The following is an 18,487-nucleotide window of genomic DNA, read 5'->3' on the forward strand; positions in this document are numbered from 1 at the left end:
CAGCGGCTACGGTAGCTTCAGGTGGCGGCCACCGTCCAAGGCCAGCACCCGGCCTGTGATATATCGGCTTTGCAGCAAATATAAAATACTCTGCAGCACTTCCGTTGGCCCCGGCTCGATTTCCATCAGTGACTTTTTCAGCGTATAGGCTTTGTATTCTGCGCTATCACCTTCGTTGAACATCAACAAAGCCGGCGCTATCGCGTTGACTTTCACTTGCGGCGCCAGCTGACGCGCCAGCGACAACACCAAATTTTCCAGTGCGGCTTTGGACGCGGCATAAGCCATATGATTACAACTGCCGGTGGTCACGGCGAAATCACTAATCGCAATAATATCAGCTGTTTGTGGTAGCGCAGTAGCGAGCAGCGGCGCCAGCGCACGGCTCAGCAGATAAGGTAATTTGGTATGAATGCGGAACATATCATCAAACACCGCCGCATCGGCTCTTAACTGGTCCAGCAGGTTTCCACCCGATTCAGACTCGCCAGCCCAACTGGAAGCGTTGTGGATTAACGCACGCAGTGGCAACTGATGCTGCTGACATAAAGCGCTGACGGTATCAGCCAGCTCACTGACCTGCAATGCCAAATCTGTATCAGGTTGAATATCCAGCGGCAAACAAATCGCACCAGCCTGACGTAACTGCTCAACACCCGCTTTTGGCTGACGATAAGTGGCGATCACCTGATAGCCAGCCTGTTGCAAACCCAGTGCACAATGTAATCCCACGCGCTGCGCCGCACCGGTGATCAAAACCATTCCCGTCATACATACTCCCGAGCAGATTTTCACTGAATTATGCCAGATATTGGCTGCTGCCGGCGAGGTCGGCGACAAGCAACAGCGCGGCATATACGCAGTGTGTCGCCGGAATGATCAAACCTGATCAGCGCCTTCCTGCACTGATTGCAGTTTCTGTACAAATAACAGGCAGAAAAAAAGCGCCAGTGGCGCTTTTTCTATCAGTGAGTGGCTCGCTGCGATTAGGCAGCTTTCATCCAGCCAGCACACCAGCCACCTTTCGCAACGAGCTTGCCACTGAAGATGGCACAGCCGCCGCTGTCGCCTTTCGCATCTTTTGCATAATGCATACAGTTGCCGCAGGTCTGGTCGGCAGTGGTAGATTTTGCGACATATTTCATCGCAACGGCCATTGGGTCATCCGCTTTCACGGCTTCTTGCGCCACTGCATTCAGGCTGACGCCGCCCATGGTGACACCAATCAAAGTGGCTGAGGATAATTTTAAAAAGGAACGACGATCAAGTTGAGACATTTCTTGCTCCTGTTGCACGGTAGATATCAGGTCTTATTCGTGTTTGCTGTCGATTGATAGTTGGCAGAAACTGCAGTCGAAATCTGGTTTGCGCCCAGATCCACAACACATACGGTCCGAGCTGCAGTATGGATGATTTTGCCAGCTCTGCTCGTCGCAAATGTTGATCCGGCGCAGATTTTGACAAAAAAAAGCGCGAATTCAACAAGATCCGCGCTGATTCAGCACCAATACGCTGTGACAATCCGCAGGCAAGACGTCAAAGTTCAGGCTCGGTAAATTCCTGTTGATGTAACCAGGCTGCCAATTTCGGTGCACGTTTGGTTTGCGACCATTCCTCCAGCATCTGCCATTTGACCGCATCCAACTGGCTCAGCATTGACGGTGTCGCCGTGACACAGGTCAGTTCGATGCGATGGCCATTCGGGTCGAAGAAATAAATGGAGCGGATAATCTCGTGATTGGTCGGCCCGACGACGGCAATGCCGCGCTGTTCCAGTTCTGCTTTTGCCGCCAACAACGCGGTTTCATCCTCGACTTGCAGCGCGATATGTTGCACCCAGTCCGGCGTGTGTGGGTCTTTGCCCATCCGCGGCGAGTTCGGTAGCTCAAAAAATGCCAGAATATTGCCCTGCCCGGCATCTAAAAATACATGCATGTAGGGATCCGGTGCTTTCGTTGACGGTACCCGATCCTCAGCGATCGCCAGCATAAAGTTCATACCCAGTACGTCATGGTAAAACTGCACCGTTTCGCGGGCATCATGGCAACGATACGCCACATGATGGATCTGCCGGATCTGGATAGTGCTGGTCGTTGGCGCGCTCATAACAGCCCCCGTTTTTGTTGGTCCCGCTCAATCGATTCAAACAGTGCCTGGAAATTACCTTCGCCAAAACCGAGATTATCGACGCGCTGGATGATCTCGACAAAAATCGGCCCAAACAGATTCTTGGTGAAGATTTGCAACAGATACCCATCATCATCACCATCCACTAACACCTGATGCTGCTGAATACGTTGCTTGTCTTCGCGGACCTGAGGAACCCGGGCAAAAGCCTCGGCGTAATAGTCGTCGTGAATGTCGAGCGTATCGATCACCTGATGATCCAGTTTATCCAATGAATCTAGAATGTTGTCGGTCAGAAAAGCGATATGCTGCACACCCGGACCGTTGTATTCGCGCAGGAACTCATCGATCTGATTGCGATCATCGCCTTTGCCTTCATTGATTGGAATACAGAAACTGCCATCCGGTGAACGCAGTGCATAAGACAACAATGCCGTTTGCTGACCTTTGATGTCGAAGTAACGCACTTCAGTGAAGCCAAACACCTTTTTGTAGAAATCAGCCCAATAGTGCATGGTGCCTTTTGCCACATTGTTGGTCAGATGATCGATACAGCTAAAGCCTAAATCCGCGACTATGGCCGGTTCATCATGCGGCTCAAAATCACGTTGATAAATAGAATCCGTCACACTGTAGCGATCGATAAAATAGATCAGGCTATCGCCGATGCCATAAATAGCCGGATAAGGCAGATCAGTCGTAGCAGGATCTGCGCCGCGGGCGCCGCGTTCAATGGCGATGCGCCGGGCAGCGACTGCATCATCGACCCGCCAGCCCATCGCACAAATTGCCGGACCATGACTACGGCTGAAATCCGCCGAAAAGCCACTACGCTCGCGGTTCAGTAAAATATGAATGTCATTTTGCTGATAATAATCAATGGCTTTTCCTTTAAACTGCCTGGTTCTGGAAAAGCCAAAAGCTTGGAACACCTGATGTAAGTAATAGCTGTCGGCTGCGGCGAACTCGGTAAATTCGATCCCACGTAAGCTAAGTGGATTGTGCTGCATGTGCGCCTCAAAAGTGAATATATTGTAAAATCAATAACCACTTCACGATAACGACCAAGCACAGCTAATTTGTTGATGCAGATCAAAGTTGGCTGAGGACAAGCAAAAACGGTCGTTTTTACTCTGTCAGCAATCCGTGACAGAAACTGTCAGCAATTAAAATATTTCATTTTAAAATCAAACGCTTAAATTATTTTTTGACATTATTTGCCCGCACATCCGGCATCGCTTCGACAAAAAGCCGGGCGACAATCCGTTGATATTCGCCACTGCGTTTCATCTCATCCAGCGCTGACTGTAACGCTTTTACATGTTCCGGCGGGACAGCCAGATTTAACGCCAGATAGTTGTCGCCTTTGGTTTCCAGTTCAATCACCGGTTCGACTTGCTCCATCGTGGCGTTATGTGCTGCCAGCCAGGCTGGCATCACCAGCTCAGAGCCAATAATCAGGTCCACTTTGCCTTGCAGGAATAAACCGATGGGGGCGGATTTTGACGGGAAATCCAGTAAGTTTTTTCCTCTGACAAATCCAGCCTTTAGCAAAAACTCTTCATAAACATCACCACGAGCCACTGCAATGCCGAATTGCTGAGCCTGAACTAAGTCTTGCGGATTGACTTCCGGTCGGTTTTTCAGTCGGTACAAGAAAGCCCTGGACGAGGCTAGAGGTCCTACCCACTGAAATTTTGCTTGCCGCTCTGGCGTACGGGATGTGGTAAATAAACCGGCTTTTGGGTCTTGCAGGGCATACTCATAAGCACGCAACCAAGGATATAGCTGCATGCTGCATTCGGTATTCGCGATCTCACAGAGGCGGTGCACAATTTCAGCATTAATGCCGGTAATGCGGTTACCATCCTGATAGTTATAAGGCGGGAAATGCTCGGTCAACAGATGCAGCGTGGTGGCGGCATACAGGGAGCTGCTGATGAAAAACAGAACAGTGCAGAAAAAACGACGCATCGGCGGTCACCGTGACAACTGCGGATCTAATTTCCACTATGGCAGACTTCCTGAGCAAAAACCATGCAGACCAAGGCACCGATACTAAGTTTTGAGCTTGATCCGCAGTAAATACTGACTGGCAGTGATATAGAGATACTGCCGATCGCTGCTGAGCGCGACATTCGCCGCAGCAACACCGGTGTTGATCCGTCCGAGCACTTTGCGATCCGCGTTGATCACCCAGACCCCACCAGGTCCGGTTGCCAGTAAAATGCCATTCGGCAGGACTTTTAAACCATCCGGTAGCCCTGAAGCTTTGGCCACTTCGGCCGTGACATCCAGCCACAGCTGGCCATCCTGATATTGGCCCTGTGCATCGCGGCGAAAACGCCACCACTGCGCAGCGGCTGGATCTGAATTGGCAACATACAAATATTGTTCATCCGGCGACACTGCAAGACCATTGGGCCGGGTTAATCCAGCGCTGATTAAGCTCACCACACCATCGACTTTCAGCTGATAGACGCCGTTATGCGGTTGTTGTTTGTCAGGAGATCGATCGCCGTCTTTTAAACCATATGGCGGGTCGGTAAATAAATAACGGCCATCTTGTAGTTCAATCAGGTCATTTGGACTATTAAAAGCTTTGCCTTGATATTGCTCAGTCAGAGTGCGGAACGTCGCTTGTTGCCCTTGCTGGGCGGAGCGGATGGCCAACCGGCGATCGCCATGCTGTGCCAGCACCAGTTCCGATTTTTTATTAAAAATCAAACCGTTGCTGCCTTCTCCCAATGCCGATTTTTTGTGACCTGTGGCGCCGGAAGGCGTCAGATACAAAGTTGAGCCTGTCGCTGCTGACCAGCGCCAGATTTGATTTTTAGGTACATCGGAAAACAACACGGCGCCGGTGCCCGGCTCTGCAACTGGTCCTTCTGCCCACAGATGACCGGTCGACAGGATCTCCAGTTTCGCATCGGCACCAATCACTTGCAGCATCGCCGCATCCGCTACTTCAACCGGTTGCTGAGGCAGCTCGACCGGCCACACTGCAGCTGCTTGCACAGCAGACATTCCGGCGACCTGCAGCAACAGGACAGCGAGCAGACGTGGGGAACACAGGCGATAAAGGGACATCAGTGTTAGCTCCGGAAATTATTCAATTTACTGCGCGAATGGCTGAGCCGCGAACGACCAGTTCAGGTTCAAATACGTTATTGACCAAGGTCTGGTCATCAGCATAGACATGGCGTAACACCCACAAAGCCGCCATCTTGCCCATCTCATGGATTGGGTTATTGACTGTCGTCAGCTTGGGTGAAATGTATTTTGCAAAAGGAACATTGTCATAACCGATCACCGACAAGTCGCGCGGGATCACCAAACCACGTTGCAAACAAACGGCAATAGCACCGGATGCCATCTGATCATTGGCGCAAACGACGGCACTGAATGACTTGCCGGTTTGTAACAACGCCAGCATGCCGGCTTCGCCGCCCTCTTCTTTATAATCGCCTTCGATATATAGCGCGGGGTCAAATACCAGACCACCTTCTGCTAAAGCCCGTTGATGGCCGACCAGTCGTTCCATCGCGTCGTGTTTGTTTTTCGGGCCTGAGATATAAGCGATGCTACGATGGCCTAAGTCGACCATATGCCGCGTCGCCAAATAGCCACCGAGCTCATTATTGAGGTAAATGCAGCAAGGTTCCATCGCCTGAATGTAGCGGTTGATCAACACGATAGGCACCGAGCGTTGACTGAGCTTTACCAGATAGTCATCGGATACCGCTTCAACGTCGAGGATCAGTGCATCGCAACCGCGGCTGAGCAGAAACTCCACACTGTCCTGTTCCACGGCAGCATCACTGTGACCCACTGCGATAATCACGTGCTTGTTTTGCGCACGCAGCGCCGCTTCAATTTCAGCCATCATCGGGCCGTAGTACGGACCATCGAGCTGCGACACCAACACACCAACACTATTCGATACATTCGACGCCAGCGACTGAGCAATGGTATTGGGCCGATAATCCAGCTCTGCCATAGCCTCCAGCACTTTTTGCCGGGTTTTATCGCTAACGTTGTTGTTTTTGTTAATCACCCGCGACACTGTCGCCAGCGACACGCCGGCGCGCAGTGAGACATCGTAAATCGTAGCCATCTGTGTGATTAATCCCCAAGCTATAAGTGCATAACCCGAATAGTATCAGCTTTTTGGCGACTGCTGCCCGGCAATTTCAACTGGCACTTTGCTTCAATTGCAACTGGATCTCAGTCATTTTGGCACTGTCCAGCAGGTAGCGGCGCATCACAATCGCGACAATGACCGAGCCAATGGCCGGGAACAACGTGAATGACAACAAAATGCCATTTTTTGCTTCATCAGTTTGTGCCGTATCGGCCTGATAACCATACCCGGCCAATAGCCAACCGGCCGCTGCGCCACCCAGCGCTAAACCGAGCTTGATAAAGAAAATAATTGATGAATACACCATGCCGGTGGTGCGAATGCCGGTTTTCCATTCGCCGTAATCGACCGTATCGGCCATCTTCGCCCACAACAATGGAGTGGCCGCATTAAAGCAGAAGTTCCAGGCGATAAACACGACAAAAGCCATTGTCAGCTGGTCGGCGGCGACCCAATAACTCAGCGCACAGAAAAGCGCAGCAGCCAGCTGTAAGCCAATGTAAGCCTTCACTTTTTCGACTTTCTTCGCCAGCGGATTGGCAAACATACAACCGGCCATACTGCCGAGCATGCCCAAGGTGATAAACAACGTAATGTCATCCGGCGCACCGAGGTAATATTTGACGTAATAGATGGCCATGGTGTTTTTCAACACATTGCCGGTCAGCAGGAACAGCGCCGCCACAGACAACACCCGCCACTGGTCGTTTTACCATAAGGCTTTGAAATCCTGGCGGAAGTTAGTTTTGCGCTCGACTACAGTCTGCACCCGCTCTTTGGTACCGGCAAAACAGAGTAAAAACATCACGACCCCGGCCACACTCATCAGCAAAATAGTCAGCTGATAACCTTTGGCTTTGTCACCGGCGCCAAAATAATCGACCAGTGGCAAGGTCAATGCGGAAACTAATAAGCCGCCGATAAAAGCACAGACAAAACGGTACGACTGTACTGACACCCGCTCCTGCGGATCTGCCGTTAACACGCCACCTAAAGCGCAATATGGAATGTTGACGGCGGTATAAACCAGCATCAACAAGGTGTAAGTCACGAAGGCGTAGATCATTTTGCCCTGATCGGACAAATCCGGCGTGGTAAAAGCCAGCACGCTTAAAATGCCAAATGGAATGGCACCCCACAGGATATAAGGCCGGAACTTGCCGTGTTTACTGTTTGTCCGATCGGCAATGGCACCCATAATCGGATCTGTCACCGCATCGATGATCCGCACCGCCAGGAACATAAAACCGATATAAGCCGGCGCTAAGCCAAAAATATCCGTATAAAAGTATGTCAGGAACATCATGACCGTCTGGAACACGATATTACTGGCGGTATCGCCAAGACCGTATGCGATCTTCTCCCGCTTGCTGAGCATAAGCCACCCTGTCAAAGTTGTTGATTTGTTTTATTTGCTAACGGCGCATCTTTGGCGCCGTTTTTTTTTATAATATGATGCGCTTAGCCTTTGCGGCTTAAACTCAGGTCGCGAAACGCCAGTCCGCTTTGTTTAATCACCCGTTGTTGTGTTGCGTAATCGACATAGACGATACCAAAGCGTTTCAGATAGCCTTCGGCCCATTCGAAGTTATCCATCAGGCTCCAGGCAAAATAGCCCCGCACGTCTACACCTTGCCGGATCGCGCTGTCCAGTGCCAGCAAATGTTGTTGATAATAACCAAGCCGCATGTCGTCCTGCACCACCCCATCAACCAGCGTATCTGCACCGGCTGCACCATTTTCCATGATGTACAGCGGGGGTAACGGGTAGCGGCGATTTAAATCCAGCAACAGATCAGTAAAAGCCTGTGGGTAAATTTCCCAGCCAATATCGGTTTTCGGTGCTGCCGCCTGATCGACCACAACAAAACCTTCTGTTTCATCAGCACGATAGACATGACGGGTATAGAAGTTGATACCGAGATAATCCAGTGGCGCCGCGATAATATCAAAATCACCGGGTAGGATCTGTGGCTGCTGATCGGCAGTTAAAGTGTTGATGCACTCTGGATAAGCTTTATCAAACAATGGCTTGATATACCACTGATTAAAATACTGGTCGGCAAAATCAGCCGCAGCTTTATCCGCCGGCGTATCGGTGTCAGCATAACAAGGCGTGAAATTGAGTACGATGCCATGCTGTGCCTGGGGTGCATTTTTGCGCAGTTTTGGCATCGCCAACCCATGTGCTAATAACAGATGATGCGCACTCTGCCGGCCCCAGCCTTTATTTTTCAGGCCTGGCGCATGCACACCAATTTCATAACCAAGGTATGAACTACAAAACGGCTCATTCAGCGTCGCCCAGGCGTCGACGAGATCAGCCAGTGCTGCGGAGACTTTGTCGGCATAGTCGGCAAAGGCATAGGCGGTGTCGCGGTTGCGCCACCCCCCCTGATCTTCGAGATACTGAGGCAAATCCCAGTGATACAAGGTGACAAAAGTGCGGATGCCTTCGGCTTTTAATGCCGTCAGTAAATCACGATAAAACGCTACACCCGCCGGATCCAAATCACCGTTTTGCTGCATCACGCGCGGCCAGGCAATAGACAAGCGGTATGCATCGACGCCCAGCGACTTGATCAGCTGTACATCTTGCGGCCACAAGCGAATATGGTCACAGGCGACAGCACCATGACTGCCATCGCGGATGGCTCCCGGTGTTGCGCAAAAGGTATCCCAGATACAAGGTAAACGGCTATCTTGGCCGCCTTCAATCTGGAATGAAGAAGTGGCAACACCAAACACAAAATCGGTGTTTAAAATGCGGGAATCCGCCGGCAGTTGTAATGTCATTGTCGTCTCTTGGCTATCCACTTGTCTGATCCCCTGTACGGGGTATTCCATCACGCTGCTCAACAAGAGCAGGCGATAGATTTGATTTTGTAAGCGCTTTCAAATAAATGTAACAACTGCTTGCCGGATGGTCAAGCACCCAAAGAAAGTAGATTGAAATTTCGCTGCTTTTAGCCACAAACCGACTGAATAATCGCGCGTTGTTAGCGCTTTCAATAAAAGCCTAAACATCAGGTCAAACTGACGATTAGCGCTTGGGCTGAAATTGCACAAACAAGTTCGCGGTTAGCCTGCCGTGCCGAGGATCTGCGGATAAGTCAGTGTCCGGCTCCACCAACGCCGAGTGCAGCAAATGCCCCGGATAAATCAACAGCCGGTTCGGTTTATAAGCAAGCTGCTGGTACAAAGTGAAATGTGGCGTTTGTGCTGCAGGAAAACCAGCCGCGGCGCCGCCCTGCGCTGCGAGTTGCTGCTGCAACTGGCTGAAATAAGCCTGTTGCTGCGCCGGCGTAATTTTTTCCAGACCAGAAGCATCGTGGCGGAAAAAACCGGTGCCGCCGTGCGGTCCATCCGCCAGATAATGCAAAATCGCCAGATGTAGCGGTTCGGCTTTATCAAAATGTGGTAAACGCTGCAGGGGCAATAACTGAGCTGCCGGTGTTGTCAGCAACGACAAGTACCATTGCTGTGGGATTAAGCGGTATTCCGGCGGTGGCTGCACCAGTTGCAGCAACAACGGATACAGCGCTTCGAGCAGACAACGGGCATAAGCTTGCGGCAATTCTGCCCGAACACCGGGATAATACGACCCCTGATCTTGGCGAAACGTGGCACTCATCGCCTCCTGACGGATCAGGCTCAGATCCGTCAGCGCATCATCAATCAATAAAGCGCGGGTACGGCTTTGGCCTAATTCCAGCCACTGCACCTGCGCTTTTGGGTTGAAGGCATACACCTCACATCATCCGGCTTTTACAGTAGTGCTGGACAAAGTCATAGTGCGGCGGCCAAGCCTGAACCTGCCGTGCCACATTGGTTTTGATATTGCCAAGGAACTGCGCCAGCTCCGACTGCGGCATCAAATCAACAATCGGATGGTGTTGTTTCGGCGTCAGGCCCTGCCCCAGCATCACTTGGATCCAGGAACTTTCACCAAACAGTTCCTGCGCAAATTTGTAGACTTTACCGGCCTCACCAAACATTTCGATGCGATGCGCCAGTGATGGCGGGATCTCCATCGCCGCGCAGTGGCGCCAGAAGGCACTGTCGTCACGCTCCGTCACTTTGTAGTGCAGGATGATAAAATCGCGGATGTTCTCCATCTCGATTTTGGTCTGCAGGTTGTATTCATCGACATCAGCCTGCACCACAGCGCCGGCCGGCATCATCTGCAGCAGCCGGATAATACTGCGCTGAATGAGGTGAATACTGGTTGATTCCAGTGGCTCGAGAAAGCCGCTCGACAGACCAATCGCAATACAGTTTTTATTCCAGTGTTTACGCCTTGTGCCGGTGCGGAATTTAATCAGCCGGGGTTCGGTCAGCATCTCGCCCTGCACATTGGCTTTGAGCAGCGTTTTCGCATCCATATCAGACAGATATTTACTGCAATACACCAAACCATTGCCGACGCGGCTTTGCAGCGGGATGCGCCATTGCCAGCCAGCCGGATGGGAAATGGAGCGGGTATAAGGCACCGGCGTGCCGGTCGACACCGTCTGCACCGCGACGGCGCTGTCGCAGGGTAACCAATGCGTCCAGTCGTCATAACCGGTCATTAACGTCTGTTCAATCAACAGGCCACGAAAGCCGGTGCAATCGATAAACAAATCGCCCTCAAGCAACTGACCGGACTCCAGTAACAGCGCTTTGATAAAGCCGTTCTGCGGATGTTGCTGATCAAAAACATGCTGTTGCACCTCGGCAATTTTGCCTTCGATGCGTTTGACGCCATGCATTTCAGCGATGCCGCGCAGAAATTTGGCATAGAGGCTGGCATCAAAATGGTACGCATGATTCTGGTCCTGACCGGCCAGTGCCGCAAAACGCCCTTCCCTCGCCGCCAGATGCTCTGCGCAATAATCGCCAATGTCAGAAGCCAGGCCCATTTCGCGGCCTTTGAGCCAGAAATGCTGGAAACCGCAGGCCCAGCAGTCTTTGCCCAGAAAACCGAAAGAGTGCAGATAGTCTTTACCGACATCACGCCAGTTTTCAAACATGATACCGAGTTTAAAAGTAGCGTTCGTCGCGGCCATCATATCCGCTTCATTGATATTGAGCAGACGATGATACAGATGCAAAGTGGGAATAGTCGCCTCGCCGACACCGACGGTGCCGATCTCGTCGGATTCAATCAGGGTTACATCCAGCTGTTTGCCCATCAGCTTGCCAAGGGCCGCTGCGGTCATCCAGCCTGCAGTGCCGCCACCGGCGATCACCACCCGTTGTTTGTTGTTTTGCATCTGCCAATCCTGTTTAAGTGTCTTTATCAGTGACGAGACTCGTCACCGCGATAGTTATCGTTGTAATTTCTGAATAATCAGGCTTCTGAGCGCCCGTGCTGTCGCTTCATCGAGTGGCTGGCGCAACAAGCCCTGCGCCGCAGGTGGCAGCTCTGCGCCACCTGAGGGTTCGTCAGCAAAAATGTAATAGTCAAACAACGCCTGCCAGGCTTTGCGCTGGGCTTTGGGTAAATGCCGGATACTGAGCATGGCATTTAACAAGGCGTTATTGGGACGCCCCAGATAGGCTGGCGTGTCGCGCCACCAGTGGGTCAGCAGTAAATTCAGCTCGTCGAGCGCTTCAACATGGTGCCACCACATGGACGGCATAAAGAGCACGTCGCCGGGTTCCAGCGTGACCTGAAAACCTGCGGCCAGCGCCTGCGAGAAACGTGGGAAACGCGAATAATCCGGCGCGGCAAAATCGACCAGACTGACATCCTGCCCACCCGGCGCAAACTCCATCGGTCCCGGATACAGGTTTACCACCTGCTCCGGCGGAAATAAGGTAAAACGGCGCTGCCCAACCAGATTGCAGGCCAGGTTATGCGGGAAATCATAATGTGCGGCGATGCGGCTTTTGCTGCCGAGCCAGATACTGACCAAGGCCTGTGCAGCGCCCGGTAACAAATCAAGCGGCAGCTGATGTTGTTCGCGGATCCCCGGAAAATATTGGCCGATTTCGGTCGAGCCCATATAAATCGAGGCGCCACTTTGCGTCAGCGTCGGGTCCAGCAGACGCTTACATAAATCGGCAAACGGTAACGGCCCACCCTGATAGTTAAATCCGGAAAAATCGGCGTTGTAAAATACCCGGCCGCGCGTTTCGGGCGGCAGATAACAAGCGGTTACCGGCAAACCAGCACTGTAGCCTTGCAGCAAAGCCAGAGCTGCAGCCGGGCTTTGCAAGCCGGCTTGCGTTAAAGGCCAGTGCCGGCATAGCCCACGCAGCACAATCGGCGTGTCGGCACCGGCTAAAATCGCCGCCAGTGCAGTCGCATCGGGCATTGTGCTCGACTCTGCGCGATGCGCTGTACTGAGTGTAAGTTCGGCAACCGGCTGCATGTTTTACAAACCCAGCTGTTGGTTTTTCAGCGCGACCAACTGACGGATCTGCGCCTGCGACGCGATCATCAGATAAATTGCCTGCAAATAGCCCTGCTGATGCAATTGTGCCAATGCCGCGCCATCGAGTTTTGCCAGTTGCTCTTCAGCAATAGTCAAAAAACCAACGAGTTGATGGCTGCTGCTGTCTTTCAGTGTGACATTAACAGTCACCGGCTCCAGTAACTGATATTGCTCCAGCAAGGCAACAAAGTTGTTGGCATCCTGCATGCCAAGATGCAATGTTTCCAGTAAACCAGCCATGTCCTGCAGGAACGGCGTCTGACCGCCATATGGCAGGAACAAAGGCTCCCCGGCGTTTTGACTGTCACCACGGCGAACGCGCGGATGGTCCAAATCAATGTGCAGCACCCGTTGTTCCCGCACCATGCCGTCTTCACGCACTTGCTGCCGGCCAATTAAAAACGGTTGGCGACGCACTGACAGCGGTAAATACTGCTCCTGCCAGCCGGCCCGCAGAAACAGGTTCTCGCCATGCTGAAAGCCAAACAGTGCCACCGGGTAAATTTGCTGGCTTTGCGTGTCTTTGAAGAAAAACAATGGATAACAGGCGGCACAACTGCGCATTTCCAGTGGGAACGTGGTGGCGAACCACTGATTGTCACCATATTCAGCGCCACGAGCCGTGATCACACGCACATCAGCGTGGTCGGCGGCATTTAATAACACAGGCTGGGTCATGCTTTATCCTTCTCTCTTTGTTTTCGTTTTAGTTTGAATGTTTCAGGGCCAGCTGTTGCAGCAATTGCCGGTTATCCGGCAGCAGTTGCTGCAGCTTGGTTAAATCCTGATAATTTTGCGCAAACAGCGCACGGGCTCGGGCCTGTTGCGACGGTTTCGCCGCCAGCGTTTGCGTCAGCGCGCCCATGCCATAGAGGACATATTGATAGCTGGCTGCCGGAAACAGCAAATCCTGATAAGCAAAATCCAGCGGTTGTGGCACTTGCTGTTGCCAAAGTTGCAGCTGGTCTTGCAAAGTCTGTGGGATCGAAGCTGTCTCACGATGTGCCCGCCAATACGGCGTATCGCGTTCTGACAGCACATAATGCAGCTTCAGAAACTCGATAATTTGTTGCCAGTGGCGCAGAAAAGTCCGGTTCATTTTTGCCGCCGCCAGGCCGTACAGCGCGGGCTCCAGCGGTAAAGCTGCTGCCAGCGTTTTGGCACTCCACTCCACCAACGCCAGTGCCGAGGCTTCCAGCGGTTCAATAAAACCTGCCGCCATCCCGACCGCAACACAGTTTTGCTGCCAGCAGCCGTCTCGGTAGCCGGGTTTAAATTGCAGCTGACGGGGTTCGGCCGCTGCGGCCAGTTCCGCACCGGCGGATTGCTTTAAATAGCTGCGCAGGCACGCATCGGCTTCGTCGTCGCTGCAATAGTCACTGGCGTAGACAAATCCGACACCACGCCGGGTCGGCAAGCCGATATCCCAGACCCAGCCAGTGTCTTGTGCCGTCGATATAGTATTACTGGCGATCGGCGTTTGTGCATCGGGATATGGCACCTGCACCGCCAATGCGCGGTCGTTAAACAGGATATGTTTGACACTGTGCAGCGGCGTCTGCAGCGCCTGGCCCAATAACAGCGATTGCATACCGGTGCAGTCGACATACAAATCCGCCTGATAGGTACACAGATCATTACGGCCTGCCGGCATCGCCAGCAGCTTGTCGATAGCGCCATCACCGCGCAGCACGACTTCTTTCAGGTGCGCCGGAATATACCGTACGCCGAGTTTGTCCTGACAATGTTGCTGCAACAGCGCGGTAAACTTGCCGGCGTTTAAGTGATAACCGTAGTTGAGCACCGGCTGATAATCCGGCGCCTGCGGCAACCGCGGCGCAAAACCGGCACGGCTTAACTGGTATTGGGTAGTGACGGCATCGGCAAAGGCGATGTCACCGGCAAAAGGCAACCAGCAACTGGCCAGATTAAACTCGGGCCAGCCAGACGGTAATGTGAACGGGTGTAAATAGCTGCTGCCCGGTTTTAACCAGTCGACAAACATTGAGCCTTGTTTGGCGCTGACATCGCAGCAGCGGAAGAATTCAGTTTCAGCTAAACCAATCAGTTTTAAGGTCTGACGCATCGAAGGCCAGGTGCCTTCACCAACACCAATGGTTGGTACGTCCGGTGATTCCAGCACGGTGACCTGGACACGGGGTTGCTGCGCCAGCACACCTTCATCAAGATTATGGCTCGCACTCAGCACTGCAGCCGTCAACCAGCCAGCAGCTCCGCCACCAACAATCAGCACTTCAGTTTTTGCAGGAGGACAGCTTGGCATCGGCATGACCTTTTACAGCTTGATTTAGAATAACAATGGCGTATTGGCCGCAATACAGCCGAAAAAAAAGCGCTCTGCAGCATGCAACAAACCGCGGTTGCAAACAAGAGAGCGCTTACAATTCAGCAGGGCAAATCCTATGCACCTGCTGTCTCACTTCACCAGTGACAACTTCGGTTAGAAGCTGTAACGGGCGCCGATGCTATAACGTGAACCGGCTTCGATCAGGCTCAGCACCTGCTCTTTAGCACGGCCGTGCACACGGATGTACTCGTCAGTGATGTTCAGCGCTTCAAGATACACAGTTAAGCCTTTGACTTGTGGCAGGTCATAGCTGACCGACGCGTCAATTTGTGAATAAGCTTCGGTGTATTGTGGGTTTGCACCTGTGCCCTGACCGCGTGAGTTCAGGAACTCATCACGCCAGTTATATGCAACACGCGCCTGCAGACCATTGTTCTCATAGAACAGGATGGCGTTGGCCGTGTCACTTAAGCCCACCAGCGCCGGCTGGTCTTTCAGGATAAAGTTGTCATATTCCACACCTGAATCGACCATGGTGTAGTTCAGGATTGTGCCAAAACCAGTCTCACCAAAGGCGTGCTGGACAGCGAATTCCCAACCGTCAATCGTTTCTTCTTCAGCACCGTTGGACGGGGTGTCGATTTTGAAGATCATCGTATTGTCTTCACCGGTTTTACCGCTGATGACTTTACCGGCCACGTTGACACTTGGATCTTTCGAGTAATTGGCAAAAATCCAGTTGCGGATCGCAGCCGCATCAGCACCGACTGCAGCTAAAGCTTCGCGATACTTTTTACCATCTGCCGGGTTCGCCAGGTTGTAAATGGTCGAATCGACTTTGACGTTGGTAATAAAGTTAGACACGTTTTTGCGGAAATAACCGGCGGACAGGTAACTGGCTTCGGCATAATACCACTCCGCAGAGAAGTCATAGTTCTGCGACTCTAATGGCAACAGACCCGGATTCCCTGAAGAACCACTGCCGCCTGAACGGTTTGCCAAGGTACCAACCACAGTCCCGCCCTGAATAGACACATAATCCGGACGACCAATGGTTTCGCTGTAGGCAGCCCGTAACATCACATCTTCAACGATTTCGATGTTGAAGTTGATGCTAGGTAATACGTAATCGTAATCACCGGTTTGGGTCTGGAATTCGCGCTGACCGCTTGCGACTAATGCAATTTCAGTATCTGCGATCCAATCTGCCCGGTTGTAGGCTGCGACGGCAGACGTTGAAGTCACATCGGTCTGTTCATAGCGTAAGCCAACATGCAGGTCATATGGCTTGCCTTTCCAGTCATTGCGGTAGTTGTACTGCACATAAGCCGATTGTGATTCTTCTTCGGTGTAACGGTCAGTATCGCTGGCGTAGTCTGTCGACGGGCAGAAATCATTGCCACAATCGCCTTTGCCTTTGTAACCGGCTGGAGTATACAGCTTGGCAGCCTGGGCACGGACTTTCTCAAAGTCCCACATGAAGATTTTGTTCAGTACGTCAAAATTACGGCCGGTGAACGACGAGAAATTGCCACCATTGGCGGTGAATTTGTCATGGATAGTTTCTGCCGGGAACCAGCTTGGATCTAAATCGCCAGCTTTACCCACACCACCCCAGTCGTTGCGTTGTACGTTGACTGATTGTGAATGGTTATCCACTGTCGTCAGCGCAATACCAAAATCGATAGTGGATTCGTCGTTCAGACTGTAATCACCATCAAATTGCACTTGTTCAATTTCTGACTTGTTACGGGCATTGCCGAACACAGAACCTGTTACACGCATATCTTGTGGGGTGACCGCATTGCCACCGCCGACTGCCAGCACTGGCAAATCACCGCTGAAGTCGGTTGCCGCATAAGTACGGACAAAACCTGCGGTACTTAAGGTACTGTTGGAACCATTCGGGCTGTTTGGTTTGTTTTCGGCTTCAGATTTGTGCAAGTCAAACGTCAGATTCAGTTTGTCGTTGACTTCCCACTCCAGGTTAAAGCCCAACGAACCACTTTCGTTACGCACACCGTGGTCACCGGCACCCATCGACAAGTCTTGTTTCGCATCATAAGTTTCGGAATAAACCAGTGGCGATGAAACAGGACCATCAGTCCAGACGCTGGAAGAAGGCGCGAAAGTAAACCAGGCCGACACGTCGTTATACTGCGTGTCGATGTCGTTACGCATGTAGGTGTAATCCAGCGTTGCTTTGATATCATCGCGCGGGCTGTATTGCAGCACTAACTGACCATTGGTCCGTTTACGTTGCTGCTCTTCAAATTTGTAGATGGTGGTTTGTGGTACTGAGTAGACTTCATCAGCACTTGGACGGTTGACCTGATTGCCTTGCGGTACACCACCCCATTCAGCGGTACCAGCCCCCCAGTTATCGTCCACTTTACCTAAGAAGCTGCGCCAGCCAGTGCCGACGTTGGCTTGCTGGTTACCGCTTTCACGTTCCTGATAAGAACCAGACAGCAAAATACCGAATTTGTTGTCGTTAAACGTATTGGAATACAGTGCCGACACTTCAGGTGTGGTACTGCCTTTATCAGTAGAACGATCATCGACAGCCGCAATGCTGGCGGTGGCTTTTTGGCCCGGAGAATCTAATGGACGCAGGGTCTGCACATTGATCGTTGAACCGATACCACCGGTTGAATTCGATGCCAATGCCGTTTTGTGTACTTCGACGCCACTGATGGAGTCTGACGAAATGTTGGCGAAATCAAAAGAGCGTGAGCCTGTGGTCACTGGCATCTGACGACCGTTTAATGTCACCAGGTTAAAGTCAGGGCCAAAACCACGCACAGTAACTTTGCTGCCTTCACCGTTGACGCGGTCAATCGACACACCGGTGATCCGCTGCAGAGATTCTGCCAGGTTGGTATCCGGGAACTTACCGATATCTTCGGCAGAAATTGCATCCAGGATGCCTTCAGATTCGCGTTTGGTGTCCATCGATTTGATCAGACTGCCGCGAATACCGGTGACCGTAATCACCTCAATTTTGTCTTCTTTGGCCGCTGCAGCGTCATCTGCAGCTGCATAGCCGGGCATTGCAACGCCAAGCACCAGCGCAATGCTGGTGGCGAGTCTGCTCTTGTGAAATGTAGTTGGATTCATTTGGTTTCCCTGTCGACTGTGTTTTCTGGCTTTTTTTGCTCGTCTGCTGACGAGACGTTGCGCCTTTTTCTTTGGTGTTGATACTGCCCTGACACACTTCTGAAAGCGCTTTCAGGACATTAGTTGATTTTTTATAATGCGTCAATACAAAAAACGTAACCCATGATATCTCATTGTTTAATATCATTTTATACACCAGTAACCGGTTACATTGCGTACAACGATAGACGCCAGTTGTGCGGGAAAAGGCCCAGAGCTCGGCGGAAAAAGCACTTGGCCCTCTGGAAAAACGATGCTATATCTGTAAGCGCTTCCATTTATTCATTTACTGGTCTTTTTAGCAGCGCTGCCCGCAGCAGCTTG

The 18,487-nt window shown here is 51.9% G+C and carries 14 protein-coding genes and 1 pseudogene; all 15 read right to left on the reverse strand.

Translation table 11 applies throughout. The annotated features are described in order from the left end of the window. Positions 1-6: 6 nt before the first annotated feature. A complete protein-coding gene (folM, locus tag ACFFJP_RS19415) occupies positions 7-771 on the reverse strand; it encodes a dihydromonapterin reductase (protein ID WP_377248281.1) in 765 nt (254 codons plus the stop codon). Positions 772-986: 215 nt separating this feature from the next. Next, a complete protein-coding gene (locus tag ACFFJP_RS19420) occupies positions 987-1,277 on the reverse strand; it encodes a high-potential iron-sulfur protein (protein ID WP_377248284.1) in 291 nt (96 codons plus the stop codon). Between the two features lie 259 nt (positions 1,278-1,536). After that, entirely contained in the window at positions 1,537-2,106 is a 570-nt protein-coding gene (locus tag ACFFJP_RS19425) for a VOC family protein (protein WP_377248287.1), read from the reverse strand. Further along, positions 2,103-3,137 (reverse strand): 4-hydroxyphenylpyruvate dioxygenase, encoded by a 1,035-nt coding sequence (gene hppD / locus ACFFJP_RS19430; RefSeq protein ID WP_377248290.1) that lies wholly within the window; start codon positions 3,135-3,137, stop codon positions 2,103-2,105. Before hppD ends, ACFFJP_RS19425 begins: the two co-directional genes overlap by 4 nt. A gap of 190 nt (positions 3,138-3,327) precedes the next feature. Continuing rightward, positions 3,328-4,101, reverse strand: a complete 774-nt coding sequence (locus ACFFJP_RS19435; protein WP_377248293.1) for a substrate-binding periplasmic protein — start codon at positions 4,099-4,101, stop codon at positions 3,328-3,330. 84 nt (positions 4,102-4,185) lie between these two features. Continuing rightward, positions 4,186-5,154 (reverse strand): SMP-30/gluconolactonase/LRE family protein, encoded by a 969-nt coding sequence (locus tag ACFFJP_RS19440; protein ID WP_377248296.1) that lies wholly within the window; start codon positions 5,152-5,154, stop codon positions 4,186-4,188. A gap of 85 nt (positions 5,155-5,239) precedes the next feature. Continuing rightward, positions 5,240-6,244, reverse strand: coding sequence for a LacI family DNA-binding transcriptional regulator (locus ACFFJP_RS19445; RefSeq protein WP_377248299.1), 1,005 nt, complete (start codon positions 6,242-6,244; stop codon positions 5,240-5,242). 76 nt (positions 6,245-6,320) lie between these two features. Further along, positions 6,321-7,649: pseudogene (locus ACFFJP_RS19450) on the reverse strand (glycoside-pentoside-hexuronide (GPH):cation symporter). Between the two features lie 83 nt (positions 7,650-7,732). Further along, entirely contained in the window at positions 7,733-9,067 is a 1,335-nt protein-coding gene (locus tag ACFFJP_RS19455) for a GH1 family beta-glucosidase (protein ID WP_377248302.1), read from the reverse strand. Between the two features lie 247 nt (positions 9,068-9,314). Beyond that, complete coding sequence (locus ACFFJP_RS19460; RefSeq protein WP_377248305.1) at positions 9,315-10,022, reverse strand: DUF6445 family protein; 708 nt, start codon at positions 10,020-10,022, stop codon at positions 9,315-9,317. Between the two features lies 1 nt (position 10,023). Further along, complete coding sequence (locus ACFFJP_RS19465) at positions 10,024-11,529, reverse strand: tryptophan halogenase family protein (protein WP_377248308.1); 1,506 nt, start codon at positions 11,527-11,529, stop codon at positions 10,024-10,026. Positions 11,530-11,583: 54 nt separating this feature from the next. Continuing rightward, positions 11,584-12,576, reverse strand: coding sequence for a cupin-like domain-containing protein (locus ACFFJP_RS19470; RefSeq protein ID WP_377248311.1), 993 nt, complete (start codon positions 12,574-12,576; stop codon positions 11,584-11,586). Between the two features lie 60 nt (positions 12,577-12,636). After that, a complete protein-coding gene (locus ACFFJP_RS19475) occupies positions 12,637-13,374 on the reverse strand; it encodes a SapC family protein (protein WP_377248314.1) in 738 nt (245 codons plus the stop codon). A gap of 28 nt (positions 13,375-13,402) precedes the next feature. Continuing rightward, complete coding sequence (locus ACFFJP_RS19480; RefSeq protein WP_377248317.1) at positions 13,403-14,980, reverse strand: tryptophan halogenase family protein; 1,578 nt, start codon at positions 14,978-14,980, stop codon at positions 13,403-13,405. Between the two features lie 177 nt (positions 14,981-15,157). Beyond that, a complete protein-coding gene (locus ACFFJP_RS19485) occupies positions 15,158-18,124 on the reverse strand; it encodes a TonB-dependent receptor (protein ID WP_377248320.1) in 2,967 nt (988 codons plus the stop codon). Between the last annotated feature and the right edge of the window lie 363 nt (positions 18,125-18,487).

It is taken from the genome of Rheinheimera tilapiae (assembly GCF_042432165.1).
Taxonomy (GTDB): Bacteria; Pseudomonadota; Gammaproteobacteria; order Enterobacterales; family Alteromonadaceae; genus Pararheinheimera; species Pararheinheimera tilapiae.